Origin of the sequence: Streptomyces longispororuber (assembly GCF_024448165.1) — a bacterium.
GTDB lineage: Bacteria > Actinomycetota > Actinomycetes > Streptomycetales > Streptomycetaceae > Streptomyces > Streptomyces longispororuber_A.
This window is the reverse complement of record NZ_JAMOLN010000057.1, coordinates 1-22312: the sequence shown is the minus strand read 5'-3', so window position 1 is coordinate 22312 and position 22312 is coordinate 1. Positions and strand designations below refer to the sequence as shown.

Genomic DNA, 22312 nt, shown 5'->3' with positions numbered 1-22312 from the left:
TCTTTCCGGTGTCGTGGAGTCAGTTGTCGCCGAGCGCCAGGTGCACGAGGTCGTCGACGTTGAGGTCGGCGATCACCGTCTGCTCCCCGGCGTCGTCCGGCGCGGCGGCCGCCGGTTCGCCGTTACCGAGGGCGGCGAGTCCGACCAGGGCCTCCATCAGTCCGGCCTCCCGGAAGCGGGCCAGCGGAAGCGAGGCGAGCGCGTGGCGCAGCCGCACCTCGTCCACGTCGGTACCGTCCGTGCCGCCGTCCGGGACGAGTTCGGCGTGCAGGTGGCGGGCCAGGGCCTGCGGGTTCGGGTAGTCGAAGACCAAGGTGGCGGGCAGCTTCAGGCCCGTCGCCTCGCGCAGCCGGTTGCGCAGTTCCACGGCGGTGAGCGAGTCGAATCCGGTGTCCTTGAACGCGATGTCCGCGGGGACCCCATCCGCTCCCGCGTGACCGAGCACGACGGCGGCCTGGGTGCGGACCAGGTCGACGAGGACCTCTTCCTGTTCGGCGGCGGCGAGTCCGGAGAGCCGGCGCAGCAGTGCGCCGTCCCGGGCGGTACCGGCCTGCGCCTGCTGCCGTCCCGCACGGACCAGGCCGCGCAGCATGTGCGGCACTCCGGTACCGGCCGCGGCGTCGGCGCGCACGGCCCGCAGGTCCAACTTGGCCGGCACCAGCAGGGATCGACCGGATCCGACGGCGGCGTCGAAGAGCCGCATGCCCTCGGTCAGGCTCATGATCTGGAGGCCGCCGCGCCGTCCCATCCGGGACCGGACGAGGTCATCGGTGTCGGCCGCCATGCCGCCGCCGTTCTGGTCCCACAGGCCCCAGGCCAGGGACAGTCCGGGCAGTCCGGCGGCACGACGCTGGGCCATCAGCCCGTCGAGGTAGGCGTTGGCCGCCGCGTAACTGCCGCTGCCCGCACCCATGAAGACCGCCGACACGGACGAGTAGACGACGAACGCGTCGAGGTCCAGGCCCCGCGTCAGCTCGTCGAGATGCCGTACGGCGTCGACCTTCGGCCCGAAGACCCGGGCCAGGCGCTCCGGGGTCAGCGTCCCGATCACTCCGGCGTCCAGGACACCGGCCGTGTGCAGCACGCCGCGCAGGTCGGGTATCGAGGCCACCAGATCCCGGGCCCGGTCGCGGTCCGCGACGTCGCAGGCCACGACGCGGACCTCGGCGCCCTGTCCGGTCAGCTCGGCGACCAGTTCCGCCGCGCCCTCGGCATCGGGTCCCCGGCGGCTGGCGAGGACGAGCTTCCGTACGCCGTACTCGGTGACCAGGTGGCGGGCGGCGAGCGACCCCAGGGAGCCGGTGCCGCCGGTGACGAGAACCGCACCCTCGGACCCGAACACCTGTGCCGTTCCGGTGACTTGGGCGCGGGCGATGCGCGGCACGGAGAGGACCGTGCCGCGGACCGCGATCTGCGGCTCGTCGGCGGCGAGAGCCGATCCGAGGATGCCCGTGATCGCGTCAATGTTTGCAGTCGTGTTTGCGACCGTGTTTGCGTCACTGTTTGTGGAGCTGTTTGCAGCTGTAGTTGTGGACGGGTTTGTGTCCACGCTTGTGTCAGTGTTCGTGTCCAGGTTTGTGGATGATGCAGTGTCGAGCAGGACGATCCGGTTCGGGTTCTCGGCCTGTGCGGCGCGTACGAGACCCCATACCGCGGCGCCCGCCGGATCGGTCACCGTGCCGTCGCCTGCGGGGACGGCGCCCCGGGTCGCCACCACGAGCCGCGAGGCGTCGAGACCGTCGGCCGCGAGCCAGGCTTGTACGACGCCCAACACCCTTGAAGCCAGGGCGAGTTCGACGTCTTCGCCGTCGCCGCTCACGGCCTCCAGGACCACCGCGGCAGGCACATCGCTGTCGACGGAGGCGGTCAACTCCGTCACGTCCTCGGCCGTGGCCACGGACACCCAAGCCGGTGCCGACGCCGACGCCTTCCCCGTCACCTCCCCTTGCTGCTTGGGCAGTTCGGTCCAGTCCACCTGGAACAGGGAGTCCGTCACCGTGGATTCACCGGCGCTCGCCAGCTGCTCGGCGGTCAGCTCCCGCAGGGCCAGCGAGTCCGCCGACACGACCGGGCCACCGGCCTCGTCCGCCGCCTCCAACGCCACCAGGCCGGAGCCGCCGGCCCGCAGGCGGACCCGCAGGGCCGAGGCGCCGACGGCGTGCAGCACCACTCCGTTCCAGTCGAGCGCCTGGCGGACCGTGCCGCCGTCAGCCGCGCCGTCCGTCAGCGTGTGGGCGTGCAGCGCGGCGTCGAGCAGCGCGGGGTGGAGGCCGAACTCCCCCGCGTCCTTGTGGTGTTCGTCGGGCAGGGCGACCTCGGCGAAGAGTTCGTCGCCGCGCCGCCACAGTGCGCGTACCCCTTGGAAGGCGGGGCCGTACTCGTAGCCCCGCGCGGCCAGATCGGCGTAGCAGCCGTCGGTGTCGACGGTCTCGGCGCCGGGCGGGGGCCAGGCGGCGAAGTCGAAGTCCGTGGGCGGGGTGGCGGCCGAGGCCGAGAGCGTGCCGGTGGCGTGCCGGGTCCACGTCTCGCCGCTGCCGTCACCGTCGCCGCCTGGGGCGTCCTCGCGCTGCGAGTAGATCTCCACGGTGCGCGTCCCGTTCCCGTCCGAGCCGCCAACGGCGACCTGAACGCGTACGCCACCCTGCTCCGGAACCACCAGCGGCGCCTCGGTCACCAGCTCGTCCAGCACCCCGCACCCGGCCTCGTCACCGGCCCGTACGGCCAGCTCCACCAAGCCGGAGGCGGGGAGGATGACGACGCCGCCGACCACGTGATCGGCCAGCCACGGGTGCGACTTGAGCGACAGACGCGACGTGAAGACGACACCGTCGGACTGCGGCAGCCGGACCATCGCCCCGAGCAGCGGGTGGTCGACCGGCGCCTGGCCGAGCGAGGCCGCGTCGGTGGCGGCGCGGGCCGTCTGGAGCCAGTAGTGCTGGTGGTCGAAGGCGTAGGTCGGCAGCTCGATGTGCGGTGTTGTCGTTCCCGTGGTTCCGGCGGGCAGGGTGCCCGTCCAGTCCACGGGGACGCCGCGCACGAACAGCTCGGCCATCGAGGCGAGCAGCCGGCGCGGGCCACCGTCGTCGCGGCGCAGCGAACCGGTCACCACCGTGTCCGTGCCGCTCTCGTCGAGGATCTCGGTGACCGGCTGGACCAGCACCGGGTGGGCACTGATCTCGACGAACGCACCGTGCCCCTGCCCGACCAGATCCGCGACCGCCGGGCCGAACCCGACCTGGCCGCGCAGGTTCCGGTACCAGTAGCCGCCGTCCAGCACACCCGCGTCCTCGACCCAGCCGCCCGTGACGGTGGAGTAGAAGGGCACGAGCGGTGCCTGGGCGCTGATCCCCGAGAGGGTCTCGGCGAGAATGCTTTCGATGTCCTCGACGTGACGGGTGTGCGAGGCGTAGTCCACGGCCACGCGACGCACCCGGACACCGTCGTCGGACAGGGCCACGAGCGCCTCGTCCAGCGCCGCCGCGTCACCCGCGACGACCACGGAGTTCGGACCGTTGACGGCCGCGACCTCCACGCGGTCTGCCCAGCGCACGAGCCGGGCCACCGCCTCGTCCTCGCTCAGCGCCACCGACGCCATGCCACCCCGACCTGCCAACCGCTCACCGATCGCCTGGCTGCGCAGCGCCACCACACGCGCCGCGTCCTCCAGCGACAACGCACCGGACACGCACGCCGCAGCGATCTCGCCCTGCGAGTGACCGACCACGGCGTCCGGCAGGACACCCACCGACGACCAGACAGCCGCCAGACCGACCATCACGGCGAAGCTCGCCGGCTGCAGCACATCCACGCGCTCCAGCAGCTCGGGAGCAGCCTCCCCGCGCAGCACGTCCACCAGCGACCAGTCGACGTACGGGGCCAGCGCGGTCGCGCACTCGGCGATCCGCTCCGCGAACACCGGCGACGAATCGAGCAACTCCCGGCCCATACCGGCCCATTGAGACCCCTGACCGGGGAAGACCCACACGACCTTCCCCGCAGCCCCGGACGCGGAACCGGACCCGGATCCCGACCCGGCCACGACCCCGGCCGCGCTCTCGCCGCGAGCCAGCGCCCGCAACCCGGCCAGCGCCTCCTCCCCCGACCCGGCCACGACCACGGCCCGCTCCCCCAGCAGCGCCCGGCTCGACACCAACGCGTCGGCCACGCCCGCCAGAGAGACCTCACCGGCACCGGACCCCACGGACCCGGACTCCACGAACGCCGCGAGCCGCTCGGCCTGGCCCGCCAGCGACGCGGTACTGCGCGCCGACACCACCAGCGGCACCACACCGCCCACGTCCGAGCCCACATCCGGACCCGAGACGGGCTCGGAGCCCTCCGCGGCAGGCGGCGCCTCCTCCAGAATCAGGTGCGCGTTCGTGCCGCTGATGCCGAACGAGGACACGCCCGCGCGGCGCGGACGGGTCTCGCCCGCCCACTCGCGGGCCTCCGTCAGCAGCTCGATGGTGCCGTCCGACCAGTCCACCTTGGTGGTGCGCTGCTCGGCGTGGAGCGTCGGCGGCAGGACGCCGTGCCGCAGCGCCTGCACCATCTTGATCACACCGGCGACGCCCGCGGCGGCCTGCGTGTGCCCGATGTTCGACTTCAACGAGCCCAGCCACAAAGGCTGTTGGGGGTCACGGTTCTTGCCGTACGTCGCGATGAGCGCCTGCGCCTCGATCGGGTCGCCGAGGACCGTACCCGTGCCGTGCCCCTCGACCACGTCGACGTCGGCGGGCGACAGGCCCGCGTTCGCGAGCGCCTTGCGGATCACGCGCTGCTGGGACGGGCCGTTCGGAGCGGTCAGACCGTTCGACGCGCCGTCCTGGTTGACGGCGGAGCCGCGCAGCACCGCGAGCACCTTGTGGCCTCGCTCCCGTGCCACGGACAGGCGTTCCAGGGCGACCAGGGCCACGCCCTCGGAGAGGACGGTGCCGTCCGCGCCGTCCGCGTACGCCTTGCAGTGGCCGTCGCCGGCCAGGCCGCGCTGGCGCGACATGCCGAGGACGCCGATGGGCGAGCCCATCACGGCGACGCCGCCGGCCAGCGCCATCGAGCACTCGCCGTGCCGCAGCGCCTGCGCCGCGAGGTGCATCGCGACCAGGGACGACGAGCAGGCCGTGTCGACGGTGACGGACGGGCCCTCGAAGCCGAAGACGTACGAGACCCGGCCCGACGCCACGCTTCCGGCGGTGGCGGTCGTGGCGAAGCCCTCCAGCTCGGCGGGCAGGTGCGTGAGGGACTCGACGTAGTCGTGGATGGAGACGCCGGAGAACACGCCGATGCTGTCGCCGCGGGCCGCGCTCGGGTCGATGCCCGCGCGCTCCAGAGCCTCCCAGGAGGTCTCCAGGAGGAGCCGCTGCTGCGGGTCCATCGCGAGGGCCTCGCGCGGCGAGATGCCGAAGAAGCCCGCGTCGAAGAGTCCGGCGCCCTCCAGGAAGCCGCCCTTGGTGGAGTACGAGGTGCCCGCCTTGTCGGGGTCGGCGTCGAAGAGGGTGGCCAGGTCCCAGCCGCGGTCGTCCGGGAAGGCGGACATGCCCTCGCGGCCCTCCCGCACCAGGTTCCACAGGGACTCGGGTCCGGTGACCCCGCCGGGCAGGCGGCACGCCATGCCGACGATCGCGATGGGCTCGTCGGGGTCCGCGACGGCGACCGTGGCCGCGGTCGCGGCGGTGCCGCCGGCGGCGTCGGCGGCGCTGTCGCCGAGCTCCTCGCGCAGGTAGCGGGCCAGGGCCTGCGGAGTCGGGTAGTCGAAGATCAGGGTGGCGGGGAGCTTGACGCCGGTCGCCGCGCTGAGCCGGTTGCGCAGTTCCACGGCGGTCAGCGAGTCGAAGCCGATGTCGCTGAACCCCTTGGTGCCCTGCGTCAGTTCGGCGCTGGTGAAGCCGAGCACGGCGCCCGCCTCGGCCTGGACGACGGAGAGCAGGACGCCCTCCTGCTCGTCCTGGGTGAGCCCGGCGAGCCTGCGGACCAGGGCGCTGCTGTCCCCGGCGGCCGCCCGCGCGGTGCGCCGGCCGGCCCGGACGAGGCCGCGCAGCAGGTGCTGCACTCCCCCGCCGGACGCGGCCTGCCCGCGCAGCGTCTTGAGGTCCAGCTTGATCGGGACGAGGAGCGACTGGCCCATGTGCAGGCCCGTGTCGAAGATGCGCAGGCCCTCGGCCGGGGTCAGCGCGAGGACGCCGCCGCGGCTCATCCGGGCCTGGTCCACGGCGCTGAGGTGGGCGGTCAGGCCGTCGCTCTGCTCCCACAGGCCCCAGGCCAGGGAGAGGCCGGGCAGTCCGGCGGCGCGGCGCTCGGCCATCAGGCCGTCGAGGAAGGCGTTGGCGGCGGCGTAGTTGCCCTGTCCGGCCGAGCCCATGAGGGCGGCGGCGGACGAGAACACGACGAACGCGTCGAGATCCAGGCCGCGGGTCAGCTCGTCGAGGTGGCGTACGGCGTCGGCCTTCGGCGCGAAGACGGCGGCGAGCCGCTCGGGCGTGAGCGTCGCGATCACGCCGTCGTCCAGGACGCCGGCGAGGTGGACGATGCCCGTGAGGGGGTGTGCGTCCGGTACGGCGGCGAGGAGGGCCTCGACGTCGGTGCGCCGGGAGACGTCGCAGGCGACGACGGAGACCTCCGCGCCCTGTTCGGCGAGTTCGGCGACCAGTTCGCCGACGCCCTCGCTGTCGGGGCCGCGGCGGCTGGCGAGGATCAGGCGGCGTACGCCGTGCCGGGTGACGAGGTGGCGGGACACGAGGGCGCCGAGGGAGCCGGTGCCGCCGGTGAGCAGCACGGTGCCGCCGTCCGTGAACACGTCGAGCTCGTCCGGGACCTGTCCGGTGACGCGGGCCAGCCGTGGCGCGGAGAGCGTGCCGCCGCGCACCGCGATCTGCGGTTCGCCGAGGGCGAGGGCCGGGCCGAGCACCGGTACGGCGCCGTCCTCGCCGGCCGGGTCGGTGTCGATGAGGACGATGCGGTCCGGGTTCTCGGCCTGCGCGGCGCGGATCAGACCCCACACCGCCGAACCGGCCGGATCGGTCACCGTGCCGTCACCCGCGGGCACCGCGCCCCGGGTCGCCACCACGAGCCGCGCCTCGTCCAGACCGTCGGTTGCGAGCCAGGCCTGCACCACCGCCAACACCCGTGAGGCGAGGGCGAGTACGGCATCGTCACCGTCACCGGCCACCGCCTCCAGGACCGCCACCGCCGGTACGTCGGCACCGGCAGCGCCCAGCGCCGTCACGTCCCCGGGGCCGGCCACCGGCACCCACGTCGGGGCCGGCGTCCCCTGCTCCAGAGGCAGTTCGGCCCACTCCACGCCGAACAGCGAGTCGCGGCTGTCGTCGGCCGCCGCGGCGTCGAGCTGGTCGGCGGAGACCGGCAGGGACACCAGCGAGTCCATGGTCAGGACCAGGCCGCCGGTCTCGTCGGCGGCCTGGAACGACAGCGCGTCCGGGCCGCACGGAGCCACCCGCACCCGCAGCGCGGAAGCGCCCGCGGCGTGCAGCACGAGACCGTTCCAGGCGAACGGCAGCACCTTGCGGTCGTCGTCCGGGTTGGCGAAGGCGTTGGTGTGCAGGGCGGCGTCGAGGAGCGCCGGGTGGATGCCGTACTTGCCGGCCTCTTCGCGCTGTTCGTCGGGCAGGGCGACCTCGGCGAACACCTCGTCGCCGCGCCGCCACACCGCGCGCATGCCCTGGAAGTCGGGTCCGTAGGCGTAGCCACGCTCGGTGAGGTCGCCGTAGAAGTTGTCGATGTCGACCGGCTCGGCGCCCGGCGGCGGCCAGGCCGTGAAGTCGGCGTCGGCCTGCGGTGACCTGGCGTCGGCCGACAGGAGTCCGGTGGCGTGCCGGGTCCACGGGTCGGTGCCGCCCTCCCCCGCGGCGTCCTCGCGCAGGGAGTAGACGTCGACGGTGCGGCGGCCGGTCGCGTCCGGGCCGCTCACCGCGACCTGGACGCGCACGCCGCCCCGCTCGGGCAGCGCCAGCGGCGCCTCGATGACGAGCTCTTCCAGGACGCCGTGGCCGAACTCGTCGCCGGCCCGGACGGCGAGGTCGACGTACGCCGTGCCCGGGACGATGACGACGCCGCCGATCGCGTGCCCGGCGAGCCAGGGGTGCGACTGGAGGGACAGCCGTGAGGTGAACACCAGGCCGTCGGACTGCGGGAGCTGGACCACCGCGCCGAGCAGCGGGTGGTCGGTGGCGGCCAGGCCGAGCGACGCCGAGTCGGTGGCCGAGCCGCCCATCCGGATCCAGAAGTGCTGCTGGTCGAAGGCGTACGTCGGCAGGTCGACGCGGGCCGTGCCGGCGCCGGCGGGAAGGAGCCGGGCCCAGTCCACGGGCACGCCGCGCACGAACAGCTCGGCCATCGAGGCGAACAGCCGCCGCAGACCGCCCTCCTGGCGGCGCAGCGAGCCGGTCGCCAGGACGTCGGCGTCGCCGCCGGTCTCGTACACGATCTCCGTGATGGGCTGGACGAGGACCGGGTGGGCGCTGATCTCGACGAAGACGCCGTGGCCCTGGCCGATGAGCTCGGCGACGGCCGGGCCGAACTTCACCTGGCCGCGCAGGTTCCGGTACCAGTAGCCGCCGTCCAGGACGCCCGCGTCCTCGATCCAGTCGCCCGTGACGGTGGAGTAGAACGGGATCGCCGGCGCCTGGGCGGCGAGGCCGGCCAGCGACTCGGCGAGGGCGTCGCGGATCCGCTCGACGTGGCGGGAGTGCGAGGCGTAGTCGACGGCGATGCGCCGGACGCGGACGCCCTGGTCCTCCAGGGTGTCCAGGGCTTCGTCCAGGGCCTCGGCGTCACCGGCGACGACCACGGAGTTCGGGCCGTTGACGGCGGCGACATCGACGCGGTCCGCCCAGCGCTCCAGGCGGGCGGCCGCCTCGTCCTCGCTGAGGGCCACGGACGCCATGCCGCCGCGCCCGGCCAGCTCGGAGGCGATCAGTTGGCTGCGCAGCGCGACCACGCGGACCGCGTCCTCCAGGGACAGCGCGCCGGAGACGCAGGCGGCAGCGATCTCGCCCTGCGAGTGGCCGAGCACCGCGTCGGGTTCGACGCCCACGGACGACCAGAGGGCGGCCAGCGCGACGACGACGGCGAAGCTCGCGGGCTGCACCACGTCCACGCGGTCGAGGAGCTCGGGGTCGGCCTCGCCGCGCAACACGTCCGTCAGCGACCAGTCGACCCACCGCTCCAGTTCGGCGGCGCACTGCGCGATCCGCTCGGCGAAGACCGGGGAGGTGTCCAGCAACTCCCGCCCCATGCCCACCCATTGGGAGCCCTGGCCGGGGAACACCCACACGACCTTGCCGGGCGTGCCGGAGCCGGTGACCACGCCGGACGCGCTCTCGCCGCGGGCGAGTGCGCGGAGTCCGGCGAGCGCCTCGTCGTGGGAGTCGGCGACGACGACGGCGCGCTCGCCGAGGACGGCGCGGCCCGTCACGAGGGTGCCGGCGACGTCCGTCAGCGACACCGTGCCGGTGTCCTCGACGAAGGCGGCGAGGCGTTCGGCCTGGGCGGCCAGGGACGTGGCGGTGCCCGCCGAGACGACGAGCGGCACCACGCCGCCCTGGTCCGCGACCGGCTCGGCGGCCTCCTCCGCGGGCGCCTCCTCCAGGATCAGGTGGGCGTTCGTGCCGCTCGCACCGAACGACGAGACACCGGCCCTACGTGGGCGGTCCACGCGCGGCCACTCCCGGGACTCGGTCAGCAGCTCCACCGCGCCCGCCGACCAGTCCACCTGGGTCGTCGGCGCGTCCACGTGCAGGGTCCTGGGCAGCACGCCGTGCCGCAGCGACTGCACGGTCTTGATGACGCCGGCCACGCCGGACGCCGCCTGGGTGTGCCCGATGACCGACTTCACCGAGCCGAGGTACAGCGGCTGCCGCGGGTCGCGGCCCTGCCCGTACGTGGCGAGCAGCGCCTGCGTCTCGATCGGGTCGCCGAGGACGGTGCCGGTGCCGTGGCCCTCCACCGTGTCGACGTCGGCCGGGGTGAGTCCGGCACCGGCCAGGGCCTTGCGGATGACGCGCTGCTGGGCGGGGCCGTTGGGGGCGGTCAGACCGTTCGACGCGCCGTCCTGGTTGACGGCGGAGCCGCGGATCACGGCGAGGACCTGGTGGCCGCGTTCCTGGGCCACCGAGAGCCGCTCGACGAGGAGGACGCCCACGCCCTCGGCCCAGCCGGAGCCGTCGGCGCCCGCCGCGTACGACTTGCAGCGCCCGTCGGTGGCGAGGGCCCGCTGCCGGGCGAAGCCGACGAAGCCGCCCGGTGTCGCCATCACCGTCGCGCCGCCCACGAGCGCCATCGAGCACTCGCCGCGGCGCAGCGCCTGCGCGGCGAGGTGCAGCGCGACCAGCGAGGAGGAGCACATGGTGTCGACGGTGACCGCGGGGCCTTCGAGGCCCAGGGTGTAGGCGACGCGTCCGGAGGCGACGCCGCCCGCGGTGCCGAGGGCACGCTCCAGGCTGAGGAAGTCCTCGTAGCCGCTGAGGTCGGGGGCGTAGTCCTGGTGCACGAGGCCCGCGAACACGCCGACGTCGCTGCCGCGCAGCGAGTGCGGGTCGATGCCGGCCCGTTCGACGGCCTCCCAGGACACTTCGAGAAGCTGCCGCTGCTGGGGGTCCATCGCCATGGCCTCGCGCGGCGACACCCCGAAGAAGGCGGCGTCGAAGCGGCCCGCCTCGTGCAGGAAGGCGCCCTCGCGCACATAGGTCGTGCCGGGGTTGTCGGGGTCCGGGTGGTAGAGACCCTCGACGTCCCAGCCGCGGTCCTCGGGGAAGCCGGTGTAGACGTCGGCGCCCTCGGACACCACCCGCCACAGGTCCTCGGGGCTACGGATGCCGCCTGCGTACCGGCAGGCCATCGAGACGATCGCGATGGGCTCCGTGGCCGCGGCCGCGAGTTCGCTGTTCTCCTGCTGAAGCCGGGCGTTCTCCTTCAGCGAGGCCCGCAGGGCCTCGACGACCTGCTTGTCCGGCGCGGACATAACCATCCTCCACGGTTCGTTCACCATCACGGTCAGCTCGTCTTGCCCAAAGCCCGTTGCACCAGACCGGCAACGTCCAGTTCGTCGATCAGGTCCTCGTCACCGGCCGCCCCGTCCGCACCGTCGCCGGTGCCGTCGGCGCCGGTGGGCCCGTCGCCTTCGCCGTCGGTGTCGGCGAGTCCGAGGAGGGCGTCCAGGACACCGGCGTCCTTGAACCGGGCGAACGGGACGGACGCCAGGACCCGCCTGAGGTCGTCCTCGCGCGCGTCCGGCCCGTCCTCCGCGTCCTCCCGGAGGAGTTCGGCGCGCAGATGACCGACCAGCGCCTCCGGGGTGGGGTAGTCGAAGATCAGCGTCGCGGGCAGCCGCAGCCCGGTCGCCTTGTGCAGGCTGTTGCGCAGGTTCACGGCGGCCAGCGAGTCGAAGCCGACCTCCTGGAACGCCTGCCGCGGGCCGATGCCCTCGGCGCCGCCGTGGCCGAGGACCGTCGAGGCATGGCTGCGCACCAGGCGCAGCAGGATGCGGTTCTGCTCGGTGTCCGAGACGGCCCGCAGGGAGTCCGCGAGGGTCGCGGCGGCGTCACTGCTGTTCTCGCTGTCGGCCTGCGCCGCCTGCAACACCGCTTTCGCCTCAGGCAGATCGGCCAGCAGCGGGCTGCTGCGGACCGAGGTGAACGCCGGCACGAAGGCGGCCCAGTCCATGTCGGCGACGGCCACGAACTTCTCGTTGCCGCGCACCGCCTGGACCATCGCGGTCACCGCGGGCCGCGGCGCCATGGGGAGCACTCCGCGGCGGCGCAGCTGGGCCAGCGCCGCCTCGTCCATGCCGACGCCGATCTGGTCGAGCGCGCCCCAGGCGAGCGCCGTCGCCCGCAGGCCGCGGGCCCGGCGCCATTCGACGAGGGCGTCCAGGACGGCGTTGGCCGCACCGGACGGTCCTTGGCCGCCACCGCCCCATACGCCGGCGATCGAGGAGAACACCACGAACGCGTCGAGCGGCGTGTCCTCGAACTGCCCGTCGAGCCACAGGGCGTTGTCGACCTTCGCCGCGAACACCTCGGCGAGGTCGGCCGGTCCCGTGTCGTCGACGGAGCCGGTCCGGGTGATGTCGGCGGCGTGCACCACGGCGGTGAGCGGGTGGTCCGGGTGGGCGGCCAGGCGGGCGATCGCCTCCCGGTCGGTGTCCGGGCAGGCCTCGACGGTCGGCAGGGGGCCGGGTCCCGTCGCCGGGGCCGACTCGGCGAGCTCGGCGCGGAGTGCGGCGACGGCGTCGTCGGGTGCGTGCGCGGTCGTGGTGATCACGAGCCGGTCGGCGCCGGCCTGCGCGAGCCACAGCGACACGTGCCGGCCGAGCCCCTCGGCGCCGCCGGTGACGAGGACGGTGCCGCGCGGCTGCCAGCGGCCGTCGGCGGAGGTCGCCTCCGGCAGTGGCTTGCGGACCAGGCGGCGGCCGTAGACGCCCGACCGCCGGACCGCGAGCTGGTCCTCGCCGTCGGCGCCGTTGAGCACGCCGAGCAGGTGCCGGGCCGTCCGCGCGTCGGTGCTCGCGGGCAGGTCCACCAACCCGCCCCACCGGTCGAGGCGTTCGAGGGCGACCGCCCGGCCCAGGCCCCACAGCGCCGCCTGGGCGGGCGAGGTGAGGGTGTCGTTGATGCCGATGTTCACGGCGCCGCGGGTGAGGCACCACAGCGGCTGGGTGACGTTGGTGTCGGCCAGGGCCTGCACCAGGGCCAGCGTCGAGGCGGTCACGGCGAGCGGGTTCTGCGGGCCGCCCGCCGTCCGCTCGTCCAGGGCGAGCAGCGACAGCACCCCCGTCACGTCGTGCTCGGCGAGCACCCCGCCCAGCCGCTCGACGAGCCGCTCCCGCGTACGGTCCTGTTCGGCGACCTCGACACGGACCATGCCGAGCCCTTGAGCGGCCAGTTCGTCGAGGAGCGCGTCGATCCCGGTGCCGGTGTCCGCCGGGCGCTCGGACGGCACGACGACCAGCCAGCGCCCGCCGGGCACCCCGGCGCTCTCGCGGGCCAGCGGCTGCCAGGTGACGTGGTAGCGCAGTTTCTCGACGGACGACTGCTCGCGCCGCTTGCCGCGCCACTGCGCGAGGACGGGGACGAGCGCGCCGAGCGCGGTGCGTTCGTCGTCCGACGCCGTCTCCAGGAGCGCGGACAGGGAGTCCACATCGGCCTGCTCGACCGCCTGCCAGAAGTCACCGTCCGCACTCTCGGCCGCCGTCTCGCCGGGATCACCGGTGGCCTGGGCCTCCTGGAGCCAGTAGCGCCGGCGGTCGAAGGCGTAGGTGGGGAGGTCGACGGCGCGCGGTGCTGTCGGCCCGGCCGTGGTTGCGGCGGGCAGGGTCGCGGTCCAGTCGACGGGGACGCCGCGTACGAAGAGTTCGGCGGCGGAGGCCAGCAGCCGGCGCAGGCCGCCGTCGTCGCGGCGCAGCGACCCGGTCACGACCAGGTCCGCCTCGGTGTCGAAGGCGGTCTCGGTGATCGGCTGGACCAGGACCGGGTGGGCGCTGACCTCGATGAACGTGCCGTGACCCTGCCCGATGAGGTCGGCGACGGCCGGGCCGAACTTCACCTGGCCGCGCAGATTCCCGTACCAGTAGCCGCCGTTGAGAACACCCGCGTCCTCCACCCAGCTGCCGGTCACGGTGGAGTAGAAGGGGATGACGGGGGCTTGCGCCTCGATGCCGGACAAGGTCTCGGCGAGAGTGCTCTCGATGTCCTCGACGTGGCGGCTGTGGGACGCGTAGTCCACGGCCACGCGACGCACCCGGACACCGTCGGCTGTCAGAGCGGCGAGCGCCTCGTCCAAGGCTTCGGCGTCACCCGCGACAACCACGGAGTCGGGGCTGTTGACGGCGGCGACCTCAACTCGGTCCGCCCAGCGTGCGAGACGGTCGACCGCGTCGTTCTCGCTCAGCGCGACCGAGGCCATGCCGCCGCGACCGGCGAGGTCTGCGGCGATGGTCCGGCTGCGCAGCGCGACCACCCGGGCCGCGTCCTCCAGGGACAGCGCACCGGACACGCACGCCGCGGCGATCTCGCCCTGCGAGTGACCGAGCACCGCATCGGGACGCACCCCGAGCGAGGCCCAGACCGCGGCCAGAGCGACATTGACGGCGAAGCTCGCGGGCTGGACCACGTCCACGCGCTCCAGCAGCTCGGGAGCCGCCTCGCCGCGCAGTACGTCCACCAGTGACCAGTCGACGTACGGAGCGAGCGCGGTCGCGCATTCGGCGATGCGGTCCGCGAAGACCGGCGAGGAGTCGAGCAGCTCCCGCCCCATGCCCGCCCATTGAGACCCCTGCCCCGGGAAGACCCACACGACCTTCCCCGGCGCGCCCGAACCGGCGCTGCCGGTCACCACGTCGGACCCGCTCTCACCGCGGGCCAGCGCCTGGAGCCCGGTGAGGGCGTCCTCGGGGCGGGCGGCGACGACCACGGCGCGTTCAGCGAGCAGGGCCCGGCTCGACAGCAGCGCGGCGGCGGTGCGGGGCAGTGCCGCCGGGTCGGCCTCCTCGACGTAGGCAGCGAGCCGGGCGGCCTGTCCGGCCAGCGAGGCGGTGCTGCGGGCCGAGATCACGAGCGGCACCACGCCGCCCGCGTCCGGACCCGCGACGGCGGGCTCGGGGGCCTGCGCGGCGGGCGCCTCCTCCAGGATCAGGTGGGCGTTCGTGCCGCTGGCGCCGAACGACGAGACACCGGCCCTGCGCGGCCGGTCGACGCGCGGCCACTCCCGGGACTCGGTGAGCAGCTCGACGGCGCCCGCGGACCAGTCCACCTGGGTCGTCGGCTCGTCCACGTGCAGGGTCGCCGGGAGGGTCGCGTGGCGCAGCGCCTGCACCATCTTGATCACACCGGCGACACCGGCGGCGGCCTGCGCGTGACCGATGTTCGACTTCAACGAGCCCAGCAGCAGCGGCTGTTGGGGATCGCGGTCCTTGCCGTACGTGGCGATGAGCGCCTGCGCCTCGATCGGGTCGCCGAGCGCCGTGCCGGTGCCGTGCGCCTCGACGACGTCGACGTCAGCCGGGCCCAGTCCGGCGCCGGCCAGCGCACGCCTGATGACGCGCTGCTGCGAAGGCCCGTTCGGCGCGGTCAGACCATTGGACGCGCCGTCCTGGTTGACCGCGCTGCCGCGCAGCACGGCAAGAACCTGGTGGCCCCGCTCGCGCGCCACCGAAAGCCGCTCCAGGACGACGACGCCCACGCCCTCGGCCCAGCCGGTGCCGTCGGCCGTCGACGAGAACGCCTTGCAGCGGCCGTCGGCGGACAGGCCCCGCTGACGCGAGAATTCGAGGAAGGCGTCGGGGCTCGCCATCACGGTCGCGCCGCCGGCGAGCGCCATCGAGCACTCGCCCTGCCTCAGCGACTGCGCGGCCAGGTGGATGGCCACCAGGGACGACGAGCACGCCGTGTCCACGGTGACGGCCGGGCCCTCGAAGCCGAAGACGTACGAGACGCGGCCCGACGCGACGCTGGCCGCCGTACCCGTCATCAGATAGCCCTGGACGTCCTCGGGCACCTGATGGAGCCGGGACACGTAGTCGTGGTGGACGATGCCGGTGAAGACGCCGATGTCGCTGCCCCGGGTGGACTGGGGGTCGACGCCGGCGCGCTCCAGGGCCTCCCACGAGGTCTCCAGGAGGAGGCGCTGCTGCGGGTCCATCGCCAGCGCCTCGCGCGGCGAGATCCCGAACAGGGTGGCGTCGAACTGCGCGGCCTCGTGCAGGAACCCGCCCTGGCGCGTGTACGAGGTGCCCGCGTGGTCCGGGTCCGGGTCGTAGAGGGCGTCCAGGTCCCAGTCGCGGTCGACCGGGAAGCCGGAGATCGCGTCCCGCCCCTCCATGACGAGGTTCCACAGTTCCTCGGGGCTGTCGGCGCCGCCCGGCAGCCGGGTGCTCATGGCGACGATCGCGATCGGCTCGTCCGAGGCCGCCACCGCCGGGTCCGCGCCCGGCACCTCCGGTTCCACGCCCAGGAGCTCGGCCCACAGGTGGTGGGCGAGGCCGTCCGGGGTGGGGTAGTCGAAGACGAGGGTGGCGGGCAGGTCGACGCCGGTGAAGTCGTGCAGGCGGTTGCGGAGCTTGACCCCGCCGAGCGAGTCGAAGCCGAAGCTCTTGAAGGGCTGAGCGGCATCGAACTCGAAGCCGTCGCCCTCGCGGTGACCGAGCACGGCCGCGACGCTCTCCCGGATGAGGTCCATGACCACGGCGAGTTGCTCGGCGACCGGGCGGCCGGTCAGCCGTGCGGCGAAGGCCCCGCTCGTCCCGTCGCCGCGGCCGACGACGCGCCGGGCGGGCGCGGGGGTGGGGGCCGTGGTCCCTTGCTGCGTTCCGGCGGTCTCTCCGTGTACGGCGTCCAGGCTCAGCGGGCCCAGTACCGCTACGGGCTCACCGGCGTGGTCGGCCAGCTCGACGAGATGACGGCGCCCGTCGTCCACCGGGGTGACCCGTACGCGCAGCGCGGCGGCGCCCTGCGCGTACACCGTCAGGGCGGCACACGCGGACAGGTCGCGCGGCTCGTCGCCGCCGGATGCGGTGATCAGTGTGCGCAGGGCGCTGTCGAGGAGGACGGGGTGCAGGGTGAACTCCGCTGCCTCGTCGGCCAGTTCGTCGGGCAGTGCGACCTCGGCGAGGGTCCGGCCGTCGGCATCGAGGGTGGGATCGGTGGCGGGGCCGGTGGTCGGTGGCCAGGTGCGCAGGTCGAAGGCAGGCTGCGGCATCCCGGGGACGAGGAGGGCGCGGGCGTGGCACGTCCAGGGGCGGTCGGCCCCGTGCGCCTCGTCGGAGGCGCGGCCGTGGACGGAGGCGCGGCGGCGCCCGTCCGGGCCCGGTGCGTCGACCGCGACCCGGATCTCGGTCCGGCCGTGGGCCGGGACCGTCAACGGCGCCTCGACGGCGACCTGTTCGACGCCTCCGCAGCCCACCTCGTCGCCCGCCCTGACCAGCATCTCCAGCAGCGCGGCGGCCGGCACCCGGCCGGTGGCGGTGAACAGACCACGGCTGCGCGGCGTCAGGCGTCCGGTGAGGACGACGCCGCCGTCGCCGGGGACCTCGACGACGGTGCCGAGCAGCGGATGCCCGGCGCTCACGGCGCCCAGGGCCTCGGCGCCGCCCGCCACCGCGGTGTCGGTGTCGACCCAGTACCGCTGGTGCTGGAACGCGTACGTGGGCAGCTCGGTCGCGGTCACCGTCGCGGTCGCGGCGGTGGTCGCGGCGGTGGTAGTGGTCGCGGTGGTGGTCCGGTGGCCGAGGACGGCGGGCCAGTCCAGGGCCGTGCCGCGCACGTGCAGCTGGGCGAGGGCCGTCATGACGTCGGCCGGTTCGGTGCCGTCCTTGCGGAGGGTGGCGACGCAGTCCTGCTCCCGGACGCCGGGCGCGGCGAGGGCGAGGGCGGCCAGAACGCCGCCGGGGCCCAGTTCGAGGTAGGTGGTGGCGCCCTGGTCGCCGAGCGCGGCGACGGCGTCGCCGAACCGGACCGCGTGCCGCACCTGGTCGACCCAGTAGCCGGGCGTGGACAGCTGCCCGTCCCCGGCCGGCTCACCGGTCAGGGTGGAGACGACCGGGATCCGGCCCGGCCGGTACGTCAGGCCCTCCGCGACCGTGCGGAACTCGTCGAGCATGGGCTCCAGCAGCGGCGAGTGGAAGGCGTGGCTGACGGTGAGCCGCCGCGTCTTGTGGCCGCGGCCGGCCAGTTCGGCGGCGACGGCGAGCACGGCGTCCTCGGTGCCGGACAGGACCAGCGCGTCGGGGCCGTTGACCGCCGCGACGCACACCTCTCCCCCCGCTCCCCCCGCTCCCCCGGACCGGCCGAGCAGCGCCGCCACGTCGGCCTCGGTGGCCTGTACGGCGACCATGGCGCCGCCCTCGGGCAGCGCCTGCATCAACCGGCCGCGCGCGGCGACGAGCCGTGCGGCCTGGTCGAGGTCGAGGACCCCGGACACGTGCGCGGCGGTGAGCTCGCCGATCGAGTGCCCGGCGAGCAGGTCGGGTCGTACGCCCCAGGACTCGAAGAGCCGGAACAGCGCGGTCTCCAGGGCGAACAGGCCGGTCTGGGTGTAGAGCGTCCGGTCGAGCAGCGCGGCCTCGGGCGTGCCGGGCGCGGCGAACACGACGTCGCGCAGCGGGTGTTCCGCGTGCCCGGCCAGCTCGGTGTCCAGGGCGGCGCAGGCCGCGTCGAAGGCGTCCGCGAAGACCGGGAAGGCGTCGGCGAGCCCGCGTCCCATGCCGGCCCACTGGCTGCCCTGCCCGGTGAAGAGGACGGCCAGCTTGCCGTCGGCCGGGGTGCCGTGGGCCGGGGTGCCGGTGACGACGGCGGAGTTCGCGGTGCCCGCCGCGAGGTCGGTGAGGCCGGTGCGCAGCCGTGCGGCGTCGGTCGCCACCACGACGGCCCGGTGGTCGAGTCGGGCGCGGGCGGTGGCCAGCGCGTGGGCGACGTCGTCGAGGCGGGCCCCGGGGCGCTCGTCGAGGAAGCCGGACAGCCGCTCGGCCTGACCGCGCAGCGCGACCGCCGTCTTCGCCGAGAGCGGTACGAGGACGGGGGTGCCGGTGGCCGGGTGCGGTGCGGCGGGAACCGAGGCGTCGGCGACTTCGGAGACTTCGGAGACTTCGGGGGCCTCTTCGAGGATGACGTGCGCGTTGGTGCCGCCGATGCCGAAGGAGGAGACGGCGGCCCGGCGCGGCCGGGTGCCACGCGGCCAGCCGCGGGCCTCGGTGAGCAGTTCCACGGCGCCCGACGACCAGTCGATGCTGGTCGACGGCCGGTCCACATGCAGGGTTCGGGGCAGGACGCCGTGCCGCATCGCCATGACCATCTTGATCACGCCGGCGACGCCGGCCGCGCCCTGGGTGTGCCCGATGTTCGACTTCACCGAGCCCAGCCACAACGGCTCGCGCCGGTCCCGGCCCTGCCCGTACGTGGCGAGCAGCGCCTCCGCCTCGATCGGGTCGCCGAGGACGGTGCCGGTGCCGTGCGCCTCGACCGCGTCGACGTCCGCCGTCGACAGTCCGGAGTGCGCCAGGGCCTTGCGGATGACGCGCTGCTGCGAGGGGCCGTTGGGGGCGGTCAGACCGTTGGACGCGCCGTCCTGGTTGACGGCGGAGCCGCGTACCACCGCGAGGACCTGGTGGCCGCGGCGGCGGGCGTCGGAGAGCTTCTCCACCAGGAGGAGCCCCGCGCCCTCGGACCAGCCGGTGCCGTCCGCGCCGTCCGCGAACGCCTTGCACCGCCCGTCGGGGGCGAGGCCGCGCTGCCGGGAGAACTCGACGAACGTCTCGACGCTGCCCATCACCATCACACCGCCGGCCAGCGCCATCGTGCACTCGCCGCGGTTGAGCGCCTGCGCCGCCAGGTGCAGGGCCACCAGCGAGGAGGAGCAGGCCGTGTCCACGGTGAGGGCCGGGCCCTCGAGGCCGAGGTGGTAGGCGATGCGGCCCGAGGTGACGCTGCCCGAACTGCCGGTGAGCCGGAAGCCCTCGACGCCCGACGCCTGGTGCAGGCGCACGCTGTAGTCGTGGCTGTTGACGCCGGCGAACACGCCGACGTCCTGTCCTGCCAGAGTGGTCGGGTCGATCCCGGCCCGCTCGAAGGCCTCCCACGACGTCTCCAGGAGGAGGCGCTGCTGCGGGTCCATCGCCAGCGCCTCGTTCGGCGAGATCCCGAAGAAGGCGGCGTCGAATCCGGCGGCGTCGTCGAGGAAGGCGCCGTGCCGTACGTAGGTGGTGCCCGCGTGGTCGGGGTCCGGGTCGAAGACCCGGTCGGTGTCCCAGCCCCGGTCGTCGGGGAACTCGGTGACGGCGTCGACGCCGTCGGCCACCACCCGCCACAGGTCCTCCGGGCTGTCCACCCCGGCGGGGAAGCGGCAGGACATTGCCACGATCGCGATCGGCTCGTCCTCCGTGCCGACCACACCGGCTGCGTCGGCGTCCGGCGCGGCGGCCTCCGTACGCGACGACGTACTTGGCGACGTACTCAGCGACGTACTCAGCGACGTATCGCCGAAGAGCTTGGTCCGCAGATGTCCGGCGAGCAGCACCGGCTTCGGATAGTCGAAGACCACGGCAGGCGAGAGCGTGAGCCCGGTCGCGGCGACCAGCCGGTTGCGCAGTTCCACCGCGGTCAGCGAGTCGAATCCGGCGTCCTTGAACGTGCGGTCCGCGCGGACAGCGGTCGCGGAACCGTGCCCGAGGACCTCGGCGACGTGCGTCCGCACCAGATCGACCAGCGCCTCGGTCTGCTCGTCACCGCTCAGCGCGGCGAGCCGCTCCCCCACCCCGGCGGGCCCGGACGAGGTGACGGCCCTGGCCACCGGCCGTGCCGTCGGCGCGAGACCGCGCAGCAGCGCCGGTACCGGTCCGTCGGCGGCGGTGGCGCGCAGGGCCGTGACGTCGAGCTTCGCCGCGACCAGTGTGCCGTCCACGCCCTGATGGGTGCTCAGGGCGGCGTCCAGGAGCGCCATGCCCTCGGCGGCGGTGAGGCCGGTCATGCCGATGCGCTGGTTGCGTCGCAGGTCGGCGGCGCCCAGGTGCTCGGTCATGGCGCTGACCGTCGACCAGTAGCCCCAGGCGAGGGACACGGCCGGCAGGCCGAGCCGGTGCCGCTGCCGGGCCAGCGCGTCCAAGGAGGCGTTGGCCGCCGCGTAGTTGGCCTGCCCGGGGTTGCCGAGGACGCCCGCCGCCGAGGAGAACAGCACGAACGCGGCGAGGTCCAGGTCCCGGGTGAGTTCGTGCAGGTGCAGCGCGGCGTCCGTCTTGGGCCGCAGGACCGTGTCGACCCGTTCCGCGGTGAGCTCGGTCAGCACACCGTCGTCCAGGACGCCCGCGGTGTGCACGACGGCGGTCAGCGGATGCTCGGCGGGTATCGCGCGCAGCAGGGCCGCCAGCTGGTCGCGGTCCGCCGCGTCGCAGGCGGTGACGGTGACGGACGCGCCGAGCGCGGTCAGCTCGTCGCGCAACTCCTCGGCCCCGCCCCGCCGTCCGGCCAGGACCAGGTGACGGACGCCGTGCGCCGTGACCAGGTGCCGGGCGGTGAGTGCGCCGAGGGTTCCGGTGCCGCCGGTGATCAGTACGGTGCCCTCGGTGTCGAGCGGGCGCGCGGGAGCCGTGCCGGCCGTGCCGGCCGTGCCTGGTGCGGGAGACGTGCCGCGCACTCGCACGAGGCGCGGCACCTCCGCGACGCCGGCGCGCACCCTCAGCTGCGGCTCCTCGCTCTGGAGCACGGCCGGCAGGACGGACCGGGAGGCGTCGTCGAGGTCCACCAGGACGATCCGGCCCGGATGCTCCGACTGCGCCGACCGTACGAGTCCCCACACCGCGGCCGCGTCGAGCCCGTCCCGGTCCCCGGTGACCACGGCCAGCCGCGCCGACTCCAGACCGGGCTCGGCGAGCCAGGCCTGCAGCACGGTCAGGGCCGCACCGACCGCCGCACGGGTGTCGCCCGCGCCCGGCCCGGTCCGCGCCTCGTAGAGCAGAACATTCGGAGCGCCCTCTCCCGCGACGGCGGCCGCGGCCGCGGCGGCCACGTCCTCGCCGCTCGCGACGGACACCACACCGAGCGCGTCGAGCGAACCGGCACCGTCCACGGCGGGAAGCGGTACCTCCGTCCAGTCGACCCGGAACAGCGAGTCGTACGGCAACGCGCCGACGATCCCGGCCTGTTCGGGCACGAACGGCGTTCCGCGCACCCCTTCGACGGTCATGACGGGTCGCCCGGTGGCATCGGCCAGCAGGAACGCCTCCGTGCCGTCGTCCGACGGCTCCCCCCGGTGTACGCGCACGGTGTCGGCGCCCGACGCGAGCAAGGACACGCCGTGCCACACGGACGGGAGCATGCCGCCCGGGACGACCGTGCGGACGGCGGCGTCGAGGAGGGACGGGTGCACGCCGTAGCGGCCCGCGTCGCGCGACGCGGCTCCGTCCAGCGCGACGTCGGTCCCGCTGTCAGAACCCGGCTCCGGGTCCACAGGTGTCCCCCGGTCGGCGGCCGGCGCCAGTACGCCGTGCGCATGCCGGGTCCACTCCGCGTCCAACGGGGCGTCCGCGGCCCGCGAGTAGACCTCGACCGTGCGCCTGCCCCTGTCGTCCGGTCCGCCCACGGCGACCTGAACGGCACGACTCCCCCGCAACGGCAGCACCACGGGCGTCTCGACGGTCAGTTCGTCCAGGCGGGGCGCGGCGGTCAGGTCGCCGAGCCGGATGGCGAGCTCGACGAGTGCGGCGTTCGGCACGACGACGGCATCGGCCACGACGTGGTCGGCGAGCCAGGGATGCGACCTGAGCGACCACCTCGACGTGGCCATGACGCCCCCCGAGTCCGGCAGGCCGACCACT

Annotated in this window: 2 protein-coding genes; both read right to left on the bottom strand. The window is 74.4% G+C overall.

Going from position 1 to position 22312, the window contains the following annotated elements:
• Positions 1-19 precede the first annotated feature (19 nt).
• Positions 20-10975: a type I polyketide synthase gene (locus M4J07_RS18075; protein WP_255973116.1), complete on the bottom strand. Its 10956-nt coding sequence runs from the start codon at positions 10973-10975 to the stop codon at positions 20-22.
• Positions 10976-11007: 32 nt separating this feature from the next.
• On the bottom strand, positions 11008-22311 hold the full coding sequence (locus M4J07_RS18070) for a type I polyketide synthase (RefSeq protein ID WP_255973114.1): 11304 nt from the start codon (positions 22309-22311) through the stop codon (positions 11008-11010).
• Position 22312 lies beyond the last annotated feature (1 nt).